This is a genomic window from Klebsiella sp. C283, from assembly GCF_048822555.1.
Taxonomy (GTDB): domain Bacteria; phylum Pseudomonadota; class Gammaproteobacteria; order Enterobacterales; family Enterobacteriaceae; genus Klebsiella; species Klebsiella quasipneumoniae.
In genome coordinates, this window is sequence record NZ_JBMEZS010000024.1 from 1 (window position 1) to 19,189 (window position 19,189).

Here is a 19,189-nt window from a genome sequence, read left to right on the forward strand (position 1 = left end):
GAGGAGGCCTGCGGGATCCCTCCCCCAGGCCCGGCAAGCGCAGCGCCGCCGGGCGGTCTGCCGCCGCACCCGCGGTAGTGCCGGATGGCGGCATAAATGCCTTATCCGGCCTACGTTCCTGAGGAGGCCTGCGGGACCCCACCCCGTAGGCCCGGCAAGCGCAGCGCCGCCGGGCAGGACACTTCAAGCTCCATACCTGTGGTTGTGCCGGATGGCCGCATCAATGCCTTATCCGGCCTACGTTTCTGAGGAGGCGTGCGGGATACCCCCGTAGGCCCGCGCAAGCGCAGCGCCGCCGGGCAGCTGGCCCAGGTTCCCTCAGTTCACCGTCAGGCGCAGGGCAAGATCCTGCGGGTAGGGGTCAAAATAGTTCTGCGCCTGCAGGTAGCGATCCGGATACTCGGCCAGATAGTGCTTAAGCAGCGTCAGCGGCGCGAGGATCGGCAGCAGCCCGGCGCGATAGTTGAGGATCACCTCCCGCAGCTCGCCGCGCTGGCGGCTGTTCAGCTGGTCGCGGAAATAACCCTGAATATGCATCAGCACGTTGGTGTGGTTTTTCCGCGAGGCGGGCCGCTTGAGGATCGCCATCAGCTTCTCGCGGTAGACCTCGAAGAAAGCCTCCAGATCCTCCCATTCATGCAGCGAGGCGACGAAGGGGCCGATCTCGCGGTAGCCCGCCTGGTGGTGAGCCAGCAGCTGCAGCTTGTAGCGGCTATGAAAGGCCAGTAGGCCGTGGCGGGTCAGGCCGCGGGCGCGCAGGGCGTTGAGTTCATGCAGGGCGAAGACGCGCTCGACAAAATTCTCCCGCAGCAACGGATCGTGCAGCCGGCCATCCTCTTCCACCGGCAGCCACGGGTAGCGCGCCATCAGGGCGCCGGTAAACAGCCCCACGCCTTCCTTACGCCCGCGATTGCCTTTTTCATCATACAGCCGCACGCGCTCCATCCCGCAGCTCGGCGATTTGGCGCAGACGATAAAGCCCGACAGCTCGCCCAGGGTTGCCAGATGGGCGTTGGCGAAATCGGCCATCTTCTCCGTCACATCCTCGTGCGGGGCGTGGCTGAAGCGCATGCGGATCTCCCCGACCGGGGTCTGCACCAGCCGGAGCGCCGGGCGGGGAACGGGCAGGCCGATCGCCATCTCCGGGCAGACGGGCTTAAACGCCACCCACTGCGCGAGCTCATCCATCACAAAGCCCATACGCTTATGCCCGCCGTCGAATCGCACGGCTGAGCCGGTTAAACATCCGCTGATCCCAATGACAGGTTGCGTGTTCATGGCGCTGTCCTCTCTTCTGCTGTGGTTCGGGTAAAGAAAAGGGTCACGGTGGCCACCGTAATGCCGAATTTCTTCATCTCGGTTTTGTTAAACAAATGGCTGCCGTCCTGCAGGAACATCCAGTCGTCAAAGTGCAGCAGCCACCGGCTGCCGCTGGCCTCGACGTTCATGCTGTAGCGCCAGTGAAAGGCATTGCCTGCCGCCTGGCCGCTGGCCACGCCTTCGATATCCCCGGCGGTGCCCTGATAACGGTTATCGCCGGTGCGGCGAATGCGCCACACCCGCTGCTGTTTCTCGCCATCGTCATAGACAAAGCGCTCATGGAGCGTCAGGGTGTCGCCGACGACGTCGCCATCGATCGCTACATGGAAGCGGCGCAGCTGTTTGCCGCTGCGATCCTGCACCATCCCCCACGCCTCGGTTCGGCCCTGAAAATAGTGGAAGATGTCGAGGGCGGGCTGCTGCTGCCGGTACTCGGTGACCTCGGTGCTGCAGCCGGCGAGCATCAGCATCAGCATCAGCAGCGCCAGGCCACGGGTCAGAATGCGTTTCATGGTGTACCTCCGATCAACTGCTGACGCAGTTCGGGATAAGTGGTGCGCGGATCGAGCCAGATGGCGAGAAAGCGGGTGCTGAACGCCGCCGACTGGCGCGGGCCGAGCGGGGTAAAGGCGGTCTGCGCGGCGCTGGCGCGGTACCAGAACTGCCCCTCGCCGCCGCTGACCACGAACGCCAGCTGGCTGCCCGGCGCAACGTCCGGCCAGATCCCCTGCAGCATGCGCAGCCAGGCTTCGCTGCGCGGCTCCTGCTGCAGAATGCCCTGCGCCTGCCACTGGTCGCGGGTGGCCTCCACCAGCGCCTCGCGATCGATGTCGCGCCGGTAGGTGATGATCAGCGCCCGATCCTGCTGCGGGCCGTCATACCGGCCATTGGGCGTGCGCAGCTGTGAGTGATAGACGGTGAACGGCCCCCAGGTGAGGGTCGCCTCGCCGACGCGGCGCCACGTCAGCCAGTCGGCGGCGTGGGCCGCCGGGGCGAGGGCGCTCAGCCACAGCAGTAACAGGGCGAATCTCATTTTTGCCTCCCCATCCCCAGATGGAACAACAGCATGAGCACCAGCCAGCCGCAGGCCACGGCGGCCACGGCAAGCGCCGTCGGTACCAGCAGGGTCATGGCTCCGAGGCGAGCGCCGATCAGGTAGGCCACCGGGCCGCCGACGGTGGCCGCCGCGGCCAGCACCCAGCCGGGAAGCGTCGTGGTGCGGGTCAGCCGGGTCCAGACGACGGCGAACATCAGCCACAGGGCCACCATCCACAGGGGCAGCAGGCTGTCGCCGGGAAAATCAATCAGCCCCGCCAGCGCCCAGCAGGCGTCCAGCCCGCAGCCCGCCGCGGCCAACAGCAGAGCGGGCGGACGACTGGCCGCCGGCAACCGCAGCCAGGCGAACAGCGCCAGCGTCAGCCAGATCAGCAGGCCGCGCTCGCGCAACATCACCACCAGCGTCCAGTAAACATCGAACGCGAGGGCCATCAGCAGGTGCTGCGCCGGGCGTGTCATACCCGCTCCGCGGTGAGCTGCACCACGCTGATGGTGCGGGCGTTAAATCCGGCTTCGCAGTAGCCGAAGTAGTAGAGCCACATCCGGCGGAAGCGCTCATCAAAGCCGAGCTTTTCAATATCCTGCCAGGCATGGGTAAAACGCTGCCGCCAGTGCGCCAGCGTGCGGGCATAGTCCGGGCCCATGTCGAACAGGTTGCGCACCACAAAATCGGTATGGCGGGTCATCAGCTCGCTCATTGCCGTGATGCTGGGCAAAAAGCCGCCCGGGAAGATGTAGCGCTGGATAAAATCGACGCTTTTGCTGTAGTCGCGATAGCGCTGATCCTGGATGGTGATCGCCTGCAGGGCCATTTTGCCGCCCGGGCGCAGGCGCGCCTGACAGGTGCGGAAAAAGGCCGGCAGGTAGCGCTGGCCAACCGCTTCAATCATCTCCACCGACACCAGTTTGTCGTACTCGCCGCGCAGATCGCGGTAGTCGCAGAGCAGCACCTCGACGCGATCCTGCAGCCCGGCGCGGGCCATGCGCTCGGTAGCCCAGCGGTGCTGCTCCCGGGAGAGGGTGGTGGTGGTGACCCGGCAGCCGTAATGGCGGGCGGCGTACTCGGCCAGCGCCCCCCAGCCGGTGCCAATCTCCAGCAGATGATCGCCGGGAGTGAGCGCCAGCTGGTCGCACAGGCGCGCCATCTTGGCCCGCTGGGCCTGGGTCAGATCCTGCTGGTCGTCGGCAAACAGCGCGCTGGAGTAGAGCAGGTCGTCATCCAGAAAGTGGGCATAAAATTCATTGCCGAGGTCGTAGTGGGCGGCGATGTTCTCCCGCGCCTGAGCGCGGGTGTTGCGGCGGGTCCAGTGGCGCAGGCGGGCGACGGGCTTGCCCAGCAGACGAAAGCCGCGCTCCAGACGCCCCAGCACCTCGCCGTTGCGCGCAAGGATCTGCAGCAGCGCCGTCAGCTGGTGGCTTTCCCAGTCGCCGTCCATCCAGGCCTCGGCCGCCGCCAGGCTGCCGCCGGTCAGCAGACGCCAGTACACCTCCGGCGTGCAGACCCGCGCCTCGGCGCGCAGCGCGGCGGCGGGGTCGCCAAAATGAAAAGTCTGCGCCCCTTCGCGCACGGTGAGCGAGCCTTCGCGGAGGCCGCTCAACAGACGAAAGAGCAGCCAGCGCGCGAGCCGCACGTTGCGCGGCACATCGGGTTCAAGCGCAAAGACGGGATCGGTCATGAGCGTTCACTCCTGCTGACAGGATGGTTGTACAGCGGCACGCGCTTCAGCCACAGCCGCAGCGCCTGCCAGTAGATGGCGAGGACGGTTTTCAGGGTCATCATCGGCAGACGCAGCAGCAGCCCGCGCAGGTTGGCGCGGGTTAACGGCACGCGGCTCAGGGCCAGCGTGGCGTCGAACACCTTGCTGGCCTGATGGTTTTCAATATGCATGTGCAGCGTTTTGCCGGGCGCGTTGAAGCGCCAGTGATAGACCATGTCCATCGGGTTAAACGGCGAAACGTGAAAGGCTTTCTCCAGCGGGCGCGCCTGCTGGCCGTCCACCGCGTAGTAATGACGCTCATTCCACGGCGTGTTGCGCACTTCGGCCAGCACCCAGCGCAGGGTGTCGGCCTCGTCATAGCAGTAGTAAAAGTTGACCGGATTAAAATGGAAGCCGAAGTAGCGCAGCTGGGTCAGGAGCATCACGCGTCCCGCCGGGCGGCAGCCGGTCAGGCTCTCCAGCCGGTTCAGCGCCTGAGCCTTCAGCGGCGCGCCCAGCGGATAATCGGCGTCGTACCAGGCGGCGGCGGCCAGGCGGTTGCGGCGGATGCCCGCCTCAGGCAGCCTGTCCAGTTCGTCGAGGTCAAGCCAGGCCATAAACAGGCGGTAGACGAAGTGGTGCGCCTTCGGCTGCAGACGACGGTGGCGCAGGACGCCCTGATAGAGGCAGCTGTTCATTTCAGTTGCCCTCCGCCGCGGCGATGCCCTGCACCACGTCGAGCGCGCTGCGCACCCCGTCCTCATGAAAGCCGTTGTACCAGTAGGCCCCGCAGTACCAGCTCCGCCGCTGGCCGTTAATCTCGTCGCGCCGCAGCTGGGCCGACCAGCTTTGCGGGTTAAACAGCGGATGCTCATAGACGAAGCGCTGCCAGACGTAGCGCTCGTCCACCGGCGCGTCCGGGTTCAGGGTGACGCAGAACAGCGGCGCGCCCGCGGGCAGCCCCTGGAGAATATTCATGTTGTAGGTGACGCAGGCCCGTGCCCGATCCCCGTCGCTCAGGCGATAGTTCCAGCTGGCCCAGGCGCGCTGACGCGCCGGCAGCCAGCGCGGATCGCTGTGCAGCACCACCTCGTTGCGCTGCCAGCCGATATCCCCCAGCACCTCACGCTCGGCGTCGGTGGGCGCCGCCAGCATCGCCAGCGCCTGCGCGGAGTGGCAGGCGAAGATCACCTGGTCAAAATGCGCCTCCCCGGACGCCAGCCGCAGGGTAACCCCTGTCGGGTGGCGCTCCACCTGCTGCACCGGCGCGTTGAGCCGCAGGTCCAGGCGGTCGCCGAGCCTGGCGAGCAGGGCGCGAACGTATTCCCGGGAACCGCCGGGCACTACGTACCACTGCGGGCGATCGCGAATGTCCAGCAGGCCGTGGTGTTCAAAGAAGCGCAAAAACAGCGGCAGCGGGAAGCGGCGCATCTCCTGCAGCGACGACGACCAGATGGCCGCCCCCATCGGCAGGATATAGTGGCGGGCGAAGAAGGAGCTGAAGCGGTGGCGGGCGAGGAAGCTCTCCAGCGTCGCCCCCGGATCCAGCGCCTCGGTCAGCGCCAGTTTCGCCAGCCGGTTGAAGCGGACGATCTCGCTCAGCAGCCCCCAGAAGGCCGGCTTCAGCAGATTGCGCCGCTGGGCGAAGAGCGAGGTCAGGCTGTGGCCGTTGTACTCCAGGCCGCTGGCCGGGTTGTGGACCGAGAAGCTCATCTGCGTTTTTTGCCCGTCGATCCCCAGCTCGCTAAGCAGGCCCATAAAGCGCGGATAGGTGCGATCGTTGTAGACAATAAATCCGGTATCGATGGCCCAGGAGCCCTGCGGCGTGGCGACATCCACGGTGGCGGTGTGGCCGCCCGGCGCGGCGCCCGCTTCGAACAGCGTCACCTGATGGTGTCCGGCCAGCCGCCAGGCGCAGGTCAGCCCGGCGATGCCGCTGCCGATGATGGCGATGTTCATGAGCGCACCATCCTGCGCAACAGCAGGCGCTGTATACCTGACGGCAGGCTGGCCAGCAGCCGCAGGGCCAGGCTGAAGCCGGTGGGGAAGGCGATGTGGTTTTTGCCCTTCGCCAGGCCGTGGCGGATCGCCGCCACCGCCCGATCGACGCTCACCCGGCCGGGCATGGCAAAGTCGTTTTTGCGCGTCAGCGGGGTGTCGACGAAGCCTGGAGAGACCACCGTGACGGCGACCCCTTTCGGCTCCCAGTCCAGACGCAGGCTATTGGCAAACCAGGTCAGCGCCGCCTTGGAGGCGCCATAGGCTTCCGCGCGCGGGAAGGGCAGCCAGTGCGCCATGGAGCTGACCAGCACCACCCGATCGCCAGCCTCCAGCTGCGTCTGCAGCGCCGCCAGGCAGTTCACCGGCCCGAGGAAGTTGGTGGCCATCACCCGCTCCACGAGGGCGGCATCCACCTGCCCGTGGTCGAGGTATTCGCAGGTGCCGGCGCAGAGAATGATCAGGTCGGCAAAACAGCCCGTCAGCGCCTGGCGACAGGCGTCCCTGTCTGTCATATCGAACAGGCGCGCGCTGATGTTGGGGCTGAACTGCTGCAGCGCCGTCAGGCGCGAAGCATCGCGCCCGCAGGCGATGACCAGGTGGCCATCCGCCGCGAAGGATTTCGCCAGGCCGGCGCCGATCCCGGAGCTGGCGCCGGTGATAAGCACCGTCATCATGAGCGTACCCTCCGCTTCACGCCGCGTACCGCCCAGCCCAGCAGGGGAAGGTGCTCGTAGATCATCTCCCCGGCGTCGTAGTAGTCGCGCTGGTGGAGAACCTGCTCCCCGGCGATGTCCACCACCGAGCAGCCCGGCAGGGCCAGGGTTTCTCCGCCGGCAATACGCGGATGCGACCAGTGCATGGTCCAGGTTACGGCGAACCGCTGACCGTCGCAGAGCGGCGCGTCGATGGTGAACCGGCACTGCTCCACGTTGGCCAGAAGATGGGTAAAGTAGCGCTGGATGGCAAACAGTCCCTGGTGCTGACCAAAAGGATCGCTCAGCGTCGCGTCCGGATGGTACAGCGCGGCCAGCGCCGTGGGCGGCTGCGCATCCAGCCCGGCGTAGTACTCAACGAAACGACGAATGACGGACGGCGTGGTGCTCATGGATCACATCCTGGCTAAACACGGTGGCGTAATGGCATACTTAAAACTTACACAAATAAAATTATTTGTCCAAGTTTGTGAAAAAATATATTTTATTTATGTTTAAAATCAGGTTGTTATGATTGGTGTTTTAAAGGATGAAAATCGCGGGTTGCACGAAGGGCAAACGTGCGCCCGCCGCGCCGCCGGGCGCAGGCGGAACAGAGAGTGGAGTAAGTGAAAACCGGGGGTTAGAGCGGGATCACCTCGAGGGAGACGACCTGCTGCTGCCAGAGTTCGACCTGCCTCTGACGAGCGGCGGAGAGTTTGCCGCTGGTGACCAGCAACCAGTTGCGCTGGGGGAAAATCTCCGGCGCCAGGGCGGCGGGAGGCACCGGCAGGACGTCGATGCGATGGCCCTGGCCGGTGCGTTTGAGCGCTTCAAGCCAGATTTCGCAGGCGTCGGTCAGGTGCCAGCCGGTGATCAGAAAGTTGTCCCCGGGCGCCTTCTTGTCGCCTTCGAGGCAAAACGAGGTGTAGGCGATGATGATGCCGTCGAGGATTTCGCGCAGGGTCATAATGGCCGGCACGTTGGCGGAGACCTGGCTGCGCAGCGGACGCAGCACCTCGGTCACCAGCTCCTGGCGCGGATATTCGCGGCCGGCATCGTAGATCAGCTGGCGCAGGGACTCGATTTTTCCCTCTTTCAGCCGCTGCAGCATGGTCTCCTGCAGCGTCAGCCAGTTGTTGGTGCGCCGCGCGCCGGGGCGCGACAGCAGGGGCTTCACCTGGCTGACCGGCACCCCTTTTTTCACCCAGTCGAGGATTTTAAGCGCCTGCTGGACGTCGTCATCGCTGTACAGACGGTGTCCACCATCGGTGCGCAGCGGCTTGAGCAGGCCATAGCGGCGCTGCCAGGCGCGAAGCGTGGTCGCATTTATCCCGCAAAGTCGGGCAAATTCGCCGATGGAGTAAGGCATGGAGGCCACCTGTTAACAAAGAATATTCTCAATATACTACGAATCACGTCGGCTGGCGTGAAGTGTAGCGGCTTTGCACTACACTTTTCCCAACCGCGTAAATGAAAGGAGTTCTCATGAAGCTATGGCCTGTTGTCACTGGCGTCGCTATCGCGTTGACCCTGGTGGCCTGCAAATCGCCCACCCCGCCGAAGGGCGTTCAGCCGATTAGCGGGTTTGACGCCAGCCGTTACCTCGGGAAATGGTATGAGGTCGCCCGCCTGGAGAATCGCTTCGAGCGAGGCCTGGAGCAGGTGACCGCCACCTACGGCACCCGCAGCGACGGGGGGATCAGCGTCGTCAATCGCGGTTATGACCCGGTCAAAAAACGCTGGAATGAGAGCGACGGGAAAGCCTATTTCACCGGCGCCCCCACCACCGCGGCGCTGAAGGTGTCGTTCTTCGGGCCGTTCTACGGCGGCTATAACGTGATCCGTCTGGACGACGACTACCAGTATGCGCTGGTCAGCGGCCCCAACCGCGACTATCTGTGGATCCTGTCGCGTACCCCCACCATTCCGGCGGCGGTGAAGCAGGATTATCTGAATACCGCGCGCGAACTGGGCTTTGACGTCGATCGACTGGTGTGGATCCGCCAGACGCCGCGCTAGCCTCGCCCCTTAGCGGCTGAGCAGGTGGGTATAAACGAGGTACAGCCCGGCCAGCGCCGCCACGTTCAGCGCCACGCTGATGAAAAACCACGTCCGGAAGGGCTGCTTTTGCGTTTTATGGCGAAAACATTGCTGGCCGAGGATCGCCCCCGGCCAGCCTCCCGCCAGGCCGAGCACCAGCAGCGTGGTTTCCGGCACCCGTCGCCAGGCTTTGCGCGCCGCCAGCTTGTCGGCGCCATAGATAAGCCATGTCAGAAGGCTGCTCAGTAAAAACCACATCGCCAGCGGGTAGGGGAGCAGGGCGCTGCCCACAGCGGTGAGCAGCAGCAGGGAATAACATACCAGGTTCAGATTCATAGGGACGTTCACGCCGGCCAGAAGAATGGCGCCACTATAGCCAATTTCCCGGACCGGCGTAAACGCGGTGGGCTAGCGGCCGCGCTTGCCCCGATGCCGGGACAGCCACATCAGCTTATACGCCGCCGGAATAATAAACAGCGACAGCAGCGGGGCGGTGATCATTCCGCCAATCATCGGCGCGGCGATGCGGCTCATCACCTCCGACCCGGCGCCGGTGCCCCACAAAATCGGCAGCAGGCCGGCGATAATCACCGCCACGGTCATCGCCTTCGGCCGCACGCGCAGTACTGCCCCCTGATACAGCGCCTCGTCGAGCTTCCCGGCGCTGAAGGTCTGCGGGTTCTCCAGCGCCGGCTCCGCCTCGATGGCGTGGCGCAGGTACATCAGCATCACCACGCCAAACTCCGCGGCCACGCCGGCCAGGGCGATAAAGCCGGTGCCGGTGGCCACCGACAGATGGAAGCCCATCCAGTAGAGGAACCAGATCCCGCCCACAAGGGCGAAGGGCACGCTGGCGATGATCAGCAGCGCCTCGCCGACGCGGCGGAACGCCAGGTACAGCAGCACAAAGATAATCATCAGCGTCATCGGCACCATCAGCTTCAGCTTCTGATTGGCGCGCTCCAGCAGCTCAAACTGCCCGGAATACGACACGCTGATGCCCGGCTTCAGCTTCACCTCCTTGCCGATGGCCTGCTGCAGATCGTGCACCACTGACACCATGTCGCGGTCGCGGGCGTCGATGTAGATCCAGCTGGTGGGGCGGGCGTTCTCGGTCTTCAGCATCGATGGCCCGCTGACCACCTTCACCTCGGCGACGTCGCCGAGGACGATCTGCTGCTTCAGCGGGGTGAGGATCGGCAGCTGGCGCAGGGTCTGCGGGCTGTCGCGGTAGCTCTGCGGATAGCGGATGTTGATCGGATAGCGCTCGACGCCCTCCACCGTTTCGCCGACCATCGCCCCGCCGATAGCGGACGAGACGAACAGCTGCACGTCGCCGACGGTCATCCCGTAGCGGGCCGCCTTCTCACGCTGAATATCAATGTCGAGGTAGCGCCCGCCCACCAGCCGCTCGGCTAACGCCGAGGTCACGCCCGGCACGCTGCGCGCCACCCCCTCAATTTGCCCGGCGATGGCGTCGATATCGGCCAGGTTAGTGCCGGAAACTTTAATGCCGATCGGGCTCTTGATGCCGGTGGAGAGCATGTCGATGCGGTTGCGGATCGGCGGCACCCACAGGTTCGCCAGCCCCGGCAGGCGCACGGTCTTGTCCAGTTCGTCGACGATCTTCTCCATGGTCATCCCCGGCCGCCATTGATCCTGCGGTTTGAGCTGAATGGTGGTCTCCACCATCTCCAGCGGCGCTGAGTCGGTAGCGGTGTCTGCCTTACCCGTTTTGCCAAACACCCGCGCCACCTCCGGCACCGTCATGATCAGCTTGTCGGTCTTCTGCAGCATATCCGCCGCCTGCGAGGCGGAGATCCCGGGCAGCGTTGACGGCATATACAGCAGATCGCCCTCGTTGATCTGCGGCAGAAACTCGCCGCCGACCCGGTTAAGCGGCCAGACAACCGTCAGGATCGACAGGAGCGCGATCAGCAGGGTGGTCTTCGGCCAGTGCAGGACCTTCAGCAGCAGCGGATGGTAAATGCGGATCAAAAAGCGGTTCAGCGGGTTGCTGCTCTCCGCCGGGATCCTGCCGCGGATCCAGAAGCCCATCAGGATCGGGATCACCATGATCGCCAGCAGCGCCGCTCCGGCCATCGACCAGGTTTTGGTGAAGGCCAGCGGACCGAACAGTTTGCCCTCCTGGCCTTCGAGGGTGAAAATGGGGATAAACGACAGGGTGATGATCAGCAGGCTGATAAACAGCGCCGGGCCAACCTCCACCGAGGCATCGGTAATGATTTTCCAGCGCCTGTCGTTACCGAGCTTCTCTCCCGGATGCTGATGCGTCCACTCCTCCAGCCGCTTGTGGGCGTTCTCAATCATCACGATGGCGGCATCGACCATCGCCCCCACCGCAATGGCGATCCCGCCCAGCGACATGATGTTGGCGTTGAGTCCCTGGAAATGCATCATGATAAAGGCGAAGCACAGGCCGAGCGGCAGGGAGATAATCGCCACCAGCGCCGAGCGCACGTGCCACAGGAACAGGGCGCAGACCAGGGCGACGACGATAAACTCTTCCAGCAGCTTGTGGCTGAGGTTATCAATGGCGCGGTCGATAAGCTGGCTGCGGTCGTAGGTGGTGACCACTTCAACCCCTTCCGGCAGGCTGCTTTGCAGCGACGCCAGTTTTTCTTTGACCGCCGAGATCGCTTCCCGGGCGTTCTTGCCGGAGCGCAGGATCACCACGCCGCCGGCCACTTCGCCTTCGCCGTTCAGTTCGGCAATGCCGCGGCGCATCTCCGGGCCGACCTGCACCCGCGCGACGTCGCCGAGATACACCGGCACGCCGTTATCGCCGGTTTTCAGTACAATGTTTTTGAAGTCGTCGAGGGTCTGCAGATAGCCGCTGGCGCGCACCATATATTCGGCTTCCGCCAGTTCGACCGAAGAGCCGCCCGCCTCCTGGTTAGAGGCGTCCAGCGCCGATTTCACCTCGCCGAGGCTGATGCCGTACTGGGTCAGCTTCATCGGGTCGACAACTATCTGGTACTCCTTGACCACGCCGCCCACCGACGCCACTTCCGAGACGTTAGGAATGGTTTTCAGCTCATATTTTAAGAACCAGTCCTGCAGGGAGCGTAGTTCGGCGAGATCGTGCTTGCCGCTGCGGTCGACCAGCGCGTACTCGAAGACCCAGCCGACGCCGGTGGCGTCCGGGCCCATTTCGGCGCTGACCCCGGCGGGCAGTTTGCCCTGCACCTGGTTGAGATACTCCAGCACCCGCGAGCGCGCCCAGTAAGGGTCGGTGCCGTCTTCAAAAATCACATACACATAAGAGTCGCCAAACTGCGAGAAGCCGCGCACCGTTCTGGCGCCGGGCACCGACAGCATGGTGGTGGTTAGCGGCCAGGTGACCTGGTTTTCGACAATCTGCGGCGCCTGACCCGGATAGCTGGTTTTGACGATCACCTGTACGTCGGAGAGATCCGGCAGGGCGTCCACCGGGGTGTGGACGATGGTCCAGGTCCCCCAGAGGCTGAGAAACAGCGCGCCCATCATCACCAGGAAGCGGTTGGCCACCGAGCGGCGGATAATCCATTCAATCATTGTTCCGTTCCTCAGTGCGCGTGGGCGGCAGCGGCATCAGGGGCCTGCGCGCGCATGCGCTCCAGCGCGCCGGCGATATTGGCTTCCGAGTCGATCAGGAACAGGCCGCTGGCGACCACCTTCTCGCCCTCCTTCAGCCCGCTGCGAATGGCCGTGACGCCATTGGATTCATGGAAAACCTGGACCTGCTTCGGCACGAAGCGGCCCTCGTTATCCATGGTGATCACCCGCTGCTCGCTGCCGCTGTCGATCAGCGCTTTGGAGGGGATCAGCAGCATCGGTTCGCTGTCACTGGTCAGCTGCAGATAGGCGTTCATCCCCGGCTTCAGCGCTTCATCCGGGTTGTTCACCTGCAGGCGTAGCTGCAGGGTGCGGGTGGCGCTATCGACGCTGGGGAGAATCGTCCATTTGCTGATGCGGAAGGTTTTGTCCGGCCAGGCGGGAACCTGAATGCGGAACTGCGAGGCGTCTTTAATCAGCCAGGCGATGGACTCGGGGACCGCCACGCTGACCCACACCGGGTCCATGCCCTGAATTTTCGCCACCACGTTATCTTTGGCGATGTTCATTCCGGCGCGCAGATCGAAGGCGGTGATCACCCCGTCGATGGGCGCCTTGAGGGTGAAGCGGGTCTGGATCTTGCGCGTGGCTTTCAGGCGGCGGATATCGTCGTCCGGCATTCCGGCGAGACGCAGCCGCTCGAGGATCCCCTCGACCTGGGTGGCGGTGCCGCCGGTCTCCTGCAATAGCAGGTATTCGCTCTGCGCTTCCACCCAGTCCGGGATGGTCAGTTCCAGCAGCGGCGTACCTTGTTGCACTTTGTCGCCGACGGTCAGGGGATAGACTTTATTGATAAAGCCCGCCGCCCGCGCCTGCATAATCACGTACTGGTACTCGTTGTAGCTGATGTTGGCCGGGAAGGTCTGGGCGTAGCGCAGCGGCCCGCGGGTGACGGCGGCGGTTTTCACCCCGAGATTCTGGGTCTGCGTCGGGTCGATACGCACCCCCGGCGCACCGGCGGCGGCACTCTCCTCATCGGCGTATTTCGGCACCAGGTCCATATCCATAAACGGCGATTTACCCGGTTTATCAAAGCGGGTGTTCGGGTACATCGGGTCGTACCAGAACAGCACTTTTCGCTGCTGCTCGGCCGCCGGGGCGGCGGCGGTAGCGTCGAGGGGCGGCGCCATCCGGGTATACAGCGCTGCGGTGAGCGCGCCGCCGATCGCCATGCTGCCGAGGATCAGCGCCGTGTTTTTCAGTGTCAGGGATGCCATGTGTCGTCCATTCAGTTGTTGAGGAGCCTACCGTCGCCGGGCCATTAGTGGGCGCGGATATCCTGTAACAGCGACAGATTGCCCTGCTGAACGAAGGTGAAGTCCACGCTGTCGCCGTCCTTCACATTGTTGAGCTGGGTCTGCGGGGTGATGGTGAAGCGCATGGTCATCGGCGGCCAGTTCACCGCCGGGATGGCTTCGTGGGCAATGGTGATTTTTTTGCTATCCATATCAATGGCTTTAATGACCCCTTTGCCGCTGATGCTTTGCGTCTGCGCGGCGGCGGGCTGTTCGTGCATCGCCATGCCGGCGTGCGGGTCGGCGGCCTGGGCGGCGAACACCGCGCCAGAAATCAGAGTGAACAGGGCGACTTTAGACAGTGAATTCATAATCAAGACTCCTCGGGTTATTCCATCCAGCCGCCGCCGAGGGCGGTGAACAGGGTGATTTCATTTGCCTGACGGGAATAGTTGAGTTCCAGCAGGGTTTGTCGGGTGGTGAAAATGTCGCGCTGGGCGCTCAGCACTTCGATGTAGCTGACCGCGCCGTGGCGATAGAGCGCGGTGGCGCGCTGCAGGGTGATATTGAGTGAAGCGAGATAGCGCTCCTGGGCGGCGATCTGATCGGCCAGGCTTTGGCGCAGGGCCAGCGCGTCGGCCACTTCCTTAAAAGCGGACTGAATTTTTTGCTCGTAGTTGACCACCTGCTGCTGCTGGCGGATCTCCGCCAGATCGAGGTTGGCCTGATTGCGCCCGGCGTTGAAAATCGGAATGTCGATTTTGGGGATGAAGTTCCACATCGCGCTGCCGGCGTTAAACAGGCTGGCGAGCTCGCTGCTGCTGCCGGAGAGCGAGCTGGTCAGGGTGATCGACGGGAAGAAGGCCGCCCGCGCGGCGCCGATGTTGGCGTTGGCCGCCCGCAGGCTGTGTTCGGCCGCTAAAATATCCGGCCGCTGCAGCAGGATCGCTGAAGAGAGCGACGGCGGCAGGGTTACGCCTTGCAGGTCGACGGCGCTGCTGGCGCTATCGTCCGGCAGATGTTGATAACTACCGAGCAACAGCTGCAGAGCGTTATTAGCCTGCGCCAGCTGGCCCTGCCGCCTGGCGATCTCGGCGCGGGTGCTCTCGATCATCCCCCGCGCCTGCTCCAGCGCCAGGACGGTGGTGCTGCCGGTCAGCAGCTGTTTTTCAACGAACGCGTAAGACTGCTGATAGTTTTGCAGGGTGTCGTTGGCCACCTGCAGCTGCGCTGCCGCCAGCCGCTGGTTGAAGTAGCTTTGTGAAACGTTAGCAATCAGCAGGATATGCACTGCGCGCCGTGCCTCTTCGCTGGCGAAGAAGTTCTCCCGGTCGGCCTCGCTGAGGTTTTTCAGCCGGCCAAAGAAGTCGAGGTCATAGTTGAGATTCAGCCCGGCGGCGTAATCGCTGTTGGTGGTGGTGTCGCCTTTAAGCTTGCCGCCGTAGGTGGTGCTACCGTCACCGTTCAATTGCGGGTAGCGGTCGGCATCGGTCACCCGATACTGGGCGCGGGCTTCCTGCACTTTCAGCGTCGCCATCCGCAGATCGCGGTTGTTGGTCAGCGCGGTGCCTATCAGGCTTTTCACCTGCGGGTCGACGAAAAAGGTTCGCCAGCCGGTCTCCTGATAGCTCGCGGTTGCGGGAACCAGCTTGTTCTGGCTGAGAGAGAACTGCTGCGGTACCGGCGCGGCGGGGCGCTGGTAGTCGGGAGCGAGCGAGACACAGCCGGTTAAGGCGAGTATCACGCTGAGGGTAAGAAGCGTTATTGGGCGCATGGCGGCAGACGTTTTCGACGATTTATCCATGGCGGCTACTTTACGTAGCGGCCTCTGTTCAGGACGTGACAGGAAAATGACAAAGCTGTCATTTTCCTGATATTTCATTGCTATCCGGAGGCGCTCCTCTAAAATTGAATACCCGCACAGAACGCGCGTGAAGGAGCCGGCGGTGAAGATATTGATTGTCGAAGATGAGAAGAAAACCGGGGAGTACCTGACCAAAGGGCTTACCGAGGCTGGCTTCGTCGTCGACCTGGCCGATAACGGCCTTAACGGCTATCACCTGGCGATGACCGGCGACTATGATCTGCTGATCCTCGACATCATGCTGCCGGACGTGAACGGCTGGGATATCGTGCGCATGCTGCGCGCCGCCGGGAAAGGCATGCCGATCCTGCTGCTTACCGCGTTGGGCACCATTGAGCATCGGGTGAAGGGGCTGGAGCTGGGCGCCGACGACTATCTGGTGAAGCCGTTCGCCTTTGCGGAACTGCTGGCGCGGGTGCGGACGCTGCTGCGTCGCGGGGCGGCGGTCATTGTCGAAAGCCAGTTTCAGGCGGCGGATCTCAGCGTCGATCTGGTCAGCCGTAAGGTGACGCGCGGCGCCACCCGCATCACCCTGACCAGCAAGGAGTTCATTCTGCTGGAGTTCTTCCTGCGCCATCAGGGCGAAGTGCTGCCGCGTTCGCTGATTGCCTCGCAGGTGTGGGATATGAATTTCGACAGCGATACCAACGCGATAGATGTGGCGGTGAAGCGGCTGCGCGCCAAAATCGATAACGACTTCGAGCCGAAACTGATCCAGACTGTGCGCGGCGTCGGCTATATGCTTGAGGTGCCGGATGGTCGCTAAGCGCCCCTTTTCCCTGGCTACCCGGCTGAGTTTCTTTATTAGCCTCGCCACCATCATCGCCTTCTTTGCCTTCACCTGGATCATGATCCATTCGGTGAAGGCGCATTTTGAAGAGCGCGACGTTCACGATCTCAGGCAGCTCAGCACCACCCTGGAGACGGTCCTCGACCACGCTGACTACCCGCAGGCGCGGCGGCTGGAGATCGTGAAGAATATCATTGCGGGCTACGCCAACGTCTTTATCTGCCTGGACGATGGACAGGGCAATATTCTGTTCCAGTCGCCCAACGGACCGGATCTCAGCCATATGCTGAGTACGCCAGGCCTGGCGATGCAGCTCCGCGACGGGAATGTGATTTCATGGACCGACCCGCAGCCGCGGGCAATGGCGCACGATAATCATCAAATGGAGACCCGTGCCTGGCGGCTGATCATGCTGCCGCTGGGCAAGCAGGCGGATGGCAAGCCGGCGTACCATCTGCTGATGGCCTTATCCATCGATTTTCACCTGCACTATATTAATGAGCTGAAAGCGAAGCTGATTTCCGCCGCGTCGATAATCAGCCTGCTGATCATCGCCATCGTGCTGTTTGTGGTCTATCAGGGGCATAAGCCTATCCGCCAGATCAGCCGGCAGATCCAGAATATTACCTCGCGGGATCTCGACGTGCGCCTCGACCCGCAGGCGGTGCCTATCGAACTGGAGCGGCTGGCGCTGTCCTTTAACCATATGCTGGAGCGAATGGAGGATGTCTTTACCCGCCAGTCGAACTTCTCCGCCGATATCGCCCATGAGATCCGCACGCCGATCACCAACCTGGTGACGCAAACCGAAATCGCCTTAAGCCAGAGCCGCAGCCAGCAGGAGCTGGAAGAGGTGCTCTACTCCAATCTCGAAGAGTTCTCGCGCATGTCGCGGATGGTCAGCGATATGCTGTTCCTCGCCCAGGCCGATAACAACCAGCTGATCCCCGAACAGCGGGAACTGGATCTGGCTGAGGAGGTGCATAAGGTGTTTGAGTTTTTCGAGGCGTGGGCGGAAGAGAAAGCGGTAGCGCTGCGCTTTGACGGCAGCCCCTGCCGGGTGACGGGCGATCCGCTGATGCTGCGGCGGGCGATCAGCAACTTGCTGTCGAACGCGATCCGCTACACCCCGGCTGGCCAGGCGGTGACGATCGCGCTGAGCGAAAGCGCGGAGACGATCCGCCTGGTGGTGGAGAACCCCGGTACGCCGATTGCCGCCGAACATCTGCCGCGGCTGTTTGACCGTTTCTATCGCGTCGACCCCTCGCGCCAGCGCAAAGGGGAGGGCAGCGGCATCGGCCTGGCGATTGTGAAATCCATCGTCAGCGCCCACCACGGCAGCGTGGCGGCGCAGTCCGATCTGCGCTCGACGCGGTTTATTGTGGTGCTGCCGAAACAGGCGCAATAACGGCTGATAGCCAGCGGGCAGCGCCAGGCGGCTGCCCGTAGTCGTACCGTGGCTTACTCTTCGAAGTACCAGTAGCCTTGATTAATCAGGCGCGTCAGTTCGCTCACAAACGCCGGGTTTTGCAGGCCGCTGCCGAGCTCCTCCTGGCCTAATGAGGTATAGCGGCACAATGCATCCAGCGCTTCGGCATCGGTGGTGTCCAGCTGTTCGCTATGCACGAAGAAGCTGTCGCCGATATGCAGAACGCGCAGGCCGCTCAGGCGAGAAAGTTTTTCGCCGCCCAGCAGCGCATCGACGACTTCCTCTTCTTCATACGGTGGTTCCGCCGGCGCAATATCCAGCTCGTGACGCGGGGTGGTGACGAAACTGCCGAACCACTGCTTGAAGTCTTCCGGCTGGCGAATCATGTCGATCATCATGCCGCGCAGACGTTCGAGTTCATACTCTTCAACCCGGCCCGGATGCTCGCGGCAGGTGAGGTCCGGATCGCTGTAGTGTTCGCCGCCGAGATCGTTCTCCAGCACATAGTCGGCGAAGCTGCTGATCAGGTCGCGCCCGTTGGGCCCGCGGAAACCCACGGAGTAGTTCAGCGCGGTTTCGTGGGTGATACCATCGTGCGGGAATCCCGGTGGAATATAGAGGATATCGCCCGGCTGCAGATCCTCATCAATAATCGGCGGGAACGGGTCGACGTGCAGCAGCGCGGGATGCGGGCAGAACTGACGCATCGGCAGCTTATCCCCCACGCGCCAGCGGCGGCTGCCCATGCCCTGAATAATAAAGACGTCATACTGATCGATATGCGGCCCGACGCCGCCGCCGGGGACGGAGAAGGAGATCATCAGGTCGTCCAGACGCCAGTCCGGCAGTACGCGGAACGGTCGCACCAGCTCGGCGGCCGGCATATGCCAGTGGTTTACCGCCTGGGCCAGCAGCGACCAGCCGGTCTCGCCCAGGCCATCGAAATGTTCAAAAGGTCCATTGCTGGCCTGCCATTTACCGTTGGCCAGACTGACCAGCCGGCTGTCGACTTCCGGCTCCATGGCTAACCCGGCCAGCTCGTCCGGGGTAATCGGGTCGACGAAGTCCGGAAACGCGTTTTTTAAAACCACCGGCTGCTTTTGCCAGTATTTCTCTAAAAACTCGGGCCAGTTAATGTTGAGTTGATAAGCCATCGATTATTACCAGTAAGAAGAAACGGGCCTGATTATAGAAACGGGGGCTGGGCGGGCGCTTTGTCGTGGGTCAAGAGTGGCGCTTAATTCACCATCGGCGCGATAATGGCGTTGGGTAAGAGAGAAAAATCACATTTTTGCCAAAAACCAATTTTCGAGTTAGCTACGCTGCAGGCCGCATGAACACTGGGATGGCGGCTTTAATGGTAGGAAGAGGAATAAGCGAAAAGTTCAAATAATGAGCGGTCGATAAGATTTTTCTATTTTAACCCTTGCTACTTCCGGCGAAC

General features: G+C 63.0%; 19 protein-coding genes. 3 read left to right on the forward strand and 16 right to left on the reverse strand.

Annotated features, from left to right (window positions below; genetic code table 11):
• Positions 1-318: 318 nt before the first annotated feature.
• From ACOI7Z_RS25930 to ACOI7Z_RS25975, 10 genes are all read right to left on the reverse strand, one after another.
• Entirely contained in the window at positions 319-1,278 is a 960-nt protein-coding gene (locus ACOI7Z_RS25930; protein WP_004206730.1) for a YbgA family protein, read from the reverse strand.
• Positions 1,275-1,832 (reverse strand): DUF3833 domain-containing protein, encoded by a 558-nt coding sequence (locus tag ACOI7Z_RS25935; protein WP_087849560.1) that lies wholly within the window; start codon positions 1,830-1,832, stop codon positions 1,275-1,277. Before ACOI7Z_RS25935 ends, ACOI7Z_RS25930 begins: the two co-directional genes overlap by 4 nt.
• Positions 1,829-2,353, reverse strand: coding sequence for a hypothetical protein (locus ACOI7Z_RS25940; protein ID WP_049015229.1), 525 nt, complete (start codon positions 2,351-2,353; stop codon positions 1,829-1,831). The genes ACOI7Z_RS25935 and ACOI7Z_RS25940 overlap by 4 nt, the downstream gene beginning before the upstream one ends.
• Positions 2,350-2,835 carry a DUF2878 domain-containing protein gene (locus ACOI7Z_RS25945; protein ID WP_087849559.1) on the reverse strand — a complete coding sequence of 162 codons (486 nt, stop codon included), beginning with the start codon at positions 2,833-2,835 and terminating at the stop codon, positions 2,350-2,352. The genes ACOI7Z_RS25940 and ACOI7Z_RS25945 overlap by 4 nt, the downstream gene beginning before the upstream one ends.
• Complete coding sequence (locus ACOI7Z_RS25950; RefSeq protein WP_032454723.1) at positions 2,832-4,052, reverse strand: SAM-dependent methyltransferase; 1,221 nt, start codon at positions 4,050-4,052, stop codon at positions 2,832-2,834. The genes ACOI7Z_RS25945 and ACOI7Z_RS25950 overlap by 4 nt, the downstream gene beginning before the upstream one ends.
• A complete protein-coding gene (locus ACOI7Z_RS25955; RefSeq protein WP_004888758.1) occupies positions 4,049-4,771 on the reverse strand; it encodes a DUF1365 domain-containing protein in 723 nt (240 codons plus the stop codon). Before ACOI7Z_RS25955 ends, ACOI7Z_RS25950 begins: the two co-directional genes overlap by 4 nt.
• Position 4,772: 1 nt before the next feature.
• Entirely contained in the window at positions 4,773-6,032 is a 1,260-nt protein-coding gene (locus ACOI7Z_RS25960; protein ID WP_087849558.1) for an NAD(P)/FAD-dependent oxidoreductase, read from the reverse strand.
• Positions 6,029-6,748 (reverse strand): SDR family NAD(P)-dependent oxidoreductase, encoded by a 720-nt coding sequence (locus tag ACOI7Z_RS25965; protein WP_032454726.1) that lies wholly within the window; start codon positions 6,746-6,748, stop codon positions 6,029-6,031. Before ACOI7Z_RS25965 ends, ACOI7Z_RS25960 begins: the two co-directional genes overlap by 4 nt.
• A complete protein-coding gene (locus tag ACOI7Z_RS25970) occupies positions 6,745-7,179 on the reverse strand; it encodes a nuclear transport factor 2 family protein (protein ID WP_023291810.1) in 435 nt (144 codons plus the stop codon). The genes ACOI7Z_RS25965 and ACOI7Z_RS25970 overlap by 4 nt, the downstream gene beginning before the upstream one ends.
• A gap of 230 nt (positions 7,180-7,409) precedes the next feature.
• Positions 7,410-8,138: a MerR family transcriptional regulator gene (locus ACOI7Z_RS25975; RefSeq protein ID WP_002887258.1), complete on the reverse strand. Its 729-nt coding sequence runs from the start codon at positions 8,136-8,138 to the stop codon at positions 7,410-7,412.
• 116 nt (positions 8,139-8,254) lie between these two features.
• Here ACOI7Z_RS25975 and ACOI7Z_RS25980 point away from each other — a divergent pair, with 116 nt between their 5' ends.
• Positions 8,255-8,788 (forward strand): lipocalin family protein, encoded by a 534-nt coding sequence (locus ACOI7Z_RS25980; RefSeq protein WP_009309842.1) that lies wholly within the window; start codon positions 8,255-8,257, stop codon positions 8,786-8,788.
• Between the two features lie 9 nt (positions 8,789-8,797).
• Here the strand turns inward: ACOI7Z_RS25980 and ACOI7Z_RS25985 are convergent, their stop codons facing one another.
• The 5 genes from ACOI7Z_RS25985 to ACOI7Z_RS26005 all read right to left on the reverse strand — a co-directional run bounded on the left by ACOI7Z_RS25985 (position 8,798) and on the right by ACOI7Z_RS26005 (position 15,436).
• A complete protein-coding gene (locus tag ACOI7Z_RS25985) occupies positions 8,798-9,145 on the reverse strand; it encodes a DUF1294 domain-containing protein (RefSeq protein WP_023291811.1) in 348 nt (115 codons plus the stop codon).
• 72 nt (positions 9,146-9,217) lie between these two features.
• Complete coding sequence (locus ACOI7Z_RS25990; RefSeq protein ID WP_065813361.1) at positions 9,218-12,367, reverse strand: CusA/CzcA family heavy metal efflux RND transporter; 3,150 nt, start codon at positions 12,365-12,367, stop codon at positions 9,218-9,220.
• An 11-nt stretch (positions 12,368-12,378) separates the two neighbouring features.
• Complete coding sequence (locus ACOI7Z_RS25995) at positions 12,379-13,644, reverse strand: efflux RND transporter periplasmic adaptor subunit (RefSeq protein ID WP_064155846.1); 1,266 nt, start codon at positions 13,642-13,644, stop codon at positions 12,379-12,381.
• A gap of 44 nt (positions 13,645-13,688) precedes the next feature.
• Positions 13,689-14,033: a cation efflux system protein CusF gene (gene cusF, locus ACOI7Z_RS26000; protein ID WP_023291814.1), complete on the reverse strand. Its 345-nt coding sequence runs from the start codon at positions 14,031-14,033 to the stop codon at positions 13,689-13,691.
• A gap of 17 nt (positions 14,034-14,050) precedes the next feature.
• A complete protein-coding gene (locus tag ACOI7Z_RS26005; RefSeq protein WP_065884061.1) occupies positions 14,051-15,436 on the reverse strand; it encodes an efflux transporter outer membrane subunit in 1,386 nt (461 codons plus the stop codon).
• Between the two features lie 172 nt (positions 15,437-15,608).
• On the opposite strand from ACOI7Z_RS26005, the gene cusR reads away from it, so the two are divergent.
• Both cusR and ACOI7Z_RS26015 read left to right on the forward strand, forming a co-directional pair.
• The gene (gene cusR, locus ACOI7Z_RS26010) at positions 15,609-16,292 is read left to right on the forward strand and encodes a copper response regulator transcription factor CusR (protein WP_087849557.1); all 684 of its coding nucleotides are present in this window, start codon (positions 15,609-15,611) and stop codon (positions 16,290-16,292) included.
• Positions 16,282-17,724 carry a Cu(+)/Ag(+) sensor histidine kinase gene (locus ACOI7Z_RS26015; RefSeq protein WP_072421488.1) on the forward strand — a complete coding sequence of 481 codons (1,443 nt, stop codon included), beginning with the start codon at positions 16,282-16,284 and terminating at the stop codon, positions 17,722-17,724. The genes cusR and ACOI7Z_RS26015 overlap by 11 nt, the downstream gene beginning before the upstream one ends.
• A gap of 53 nt (positions 17,725-17,777) precedes the next feature.
• On the opposite strand, the gene ACOI7Z_RS26020 is transcribed toward ACOI7Z_RS26015, so the two are convergent.
• A complete protein-coding gene (locus ACOI7Z_RS26020) occupies positions 17,778-18,899 on the reverse strand; it encodes a cupin domain-containing protein (protein ID WP_023291817.1) in 1,122 nt (373 codons plus the stop codon).
• Between the last annotated feature and the right edge of the window lie 290 nt (positions 18,900-19,189).